This is a genomic window from Streptomyces marokkonensis (genome assembly GCF_039539045.1).
GTDB classification, from domain to species: Bacteria; Actinomycetota; Actinomycetes; order Streptomycetales; family Streptomycetaceae; genus Streptomyces; species Streptomyces marokkonensis.
Genome location: NZ_BAABCQ010000390.1, coordinates 1 through 965 on the forward strand (window position 1 = coordinate 1; position 965 = coordinate 965).

1 protein-coding gene is annotated in these 965 nt (G+C 71.4%); it reads left to right on the forward strand.

Annotation, left to right across the window (positions count from 1 at the left end; genetic code table 11):
• A partial coding sequence (locus ABEA26_RS36040; protein WP_345598300.1) for a polyketide synthase dehydratase domain-containing protein occupies positions 1-965 on the forward strand: 965 nt, incomplete at both ends.

The following is a 965-nucleotide window of genomic DNA, read 5'->3' on the forward strand; positions in this document are numbered from 1 at the left end:
CCACCGCACCGACCTGCCCACCTACGCCTTCCAGCACCAGCGCTACTGGCTGAACCCGGTGGCCTCCAACGGCGTACCGGGCCTGTCGGCAGGGCATCCGCTGCTCGACATCGTCGCGAATGTGCCCGAGACGGGCGGTGTTCTGGCCGCGGGCCGACTGTCGCTGGCGGCCCAGCCGTGGCTCGCCGATCACGTCGTGTCGGGCACGGTGCTTCTGCCGGGCGCGGCGTTGGTGGAGTTGGCGATCCGCGCGGGCGACGAGGTCGGCGCGAGCACCCTGCGCGAGCTGGTGATCGAGGCCCCGCTCGTGGTCCCCGACCAGGGCGCGGTACGCGTCCAGGTCTCGGTGGGCGAGGAAAGGGACGGGGTGCGTCCCGTCGCGGTGTACTCGAGGCCCGACGACGCCGAGTCCGGCGCCGACTGGACACGTCACGCGAGCGGACAGCTCGGCACGGATGCGCCGACGGCCGGACAGGAACTGGCTGTGTGGCCGCCGGAGGGCGCGGTGGCCGTGGACGTGACCGACCTGTACGAGGAGCTGGCCGGCCGTGGATACGGCTACGGGCCGGTGTTCCAGGGGCTGCGCGCCGTCTGGAAGCGCGAGGGGGAGGTCTTCGCCGAGGTCGCTCTGCCGTCGGGCGAGGAGGAAGTGGCTGGCGGTTTCGGTCTGCATCCGGCGTTGCTGGACGCGGCGTTGCATGCCGGGGCGTTCTCGGGTGCGGAGGAGTCCGATGGTGAGGGGTTGTTCCTGCCGTTCGCGTGGAGTGGTGTGTCGCTGTACGCGTCGGGTGCGTCGTCGTTGCGGGTGCGGCTGACGTCGTCGGGGCCTGAGGCGCTGTCGCTGGACCTCGCCGACGGGGCGGGGGTTCCGGTCGCGTCGGTGGAGTCGTTGGTGCTGCGGGTGGTCTCTGGTGAGGAGTTGAAGGTATCCGGTGCCGGTGAGTCGTTGTTCCGGGTGGAGTGGT